Source organism: Blastococcus sp. CCUG 61487 (assembly GCF_005222955.1).
Classification (GTDB): domain Bacteria; phylum Actinomycetota; class Actinomycetes; order Mycobacteriales; family Geodermatophilaceae; genus Blastococcus.
In genome coordinates, this window is sequence record NZ_LWUA01000195.1 from 1 (window position 1) to 254 (window position 254).

Below are 254 nucleotides of genomic sequence, written 5' to 3' on the forward strand. Positions count from 1 at the left end.
GTGCCGCCGGAGGTCACCATGACCTCGCTCATCGGATCGAGGTCGAGCTTGTGCCAGTGCTTGTAGTGCGCCGCGATCGCCTGGCGCAGCTCGGGCAGCCCCATCATCGACGGGTACTGGTTGTAGCCGTTCAGGACGGCATCGGCCGCGGCGCGGCGGATGTCCTCCGGGCCGGGATCGTCGGGAAAGCCCTGGCCGAGATTGATGGCGTTGTTGTCGCGCGCGAGCTGCGACATCTGCTCGAAAATGGTGAC

Annotated in this window: 1 protein-coding gene; it reads right to left on the minus strand. The window is 66.1% G+C overall.

All coding sequences use genetic code 11. The features are described 5' to 3' along the window. The coding region (locus A6V29_RS10220) for an aminotransferase class I/II-fold pyridoxal phosphate-dependent enzyme (RefSeq protein ID WP_212719225.1) at nucleotides 1-236 on the minus strand (236 nt) is incomplete at its 3' end. Between the last annotated feature and the right edge of the window lie 18 nt (nucleotides 237-254).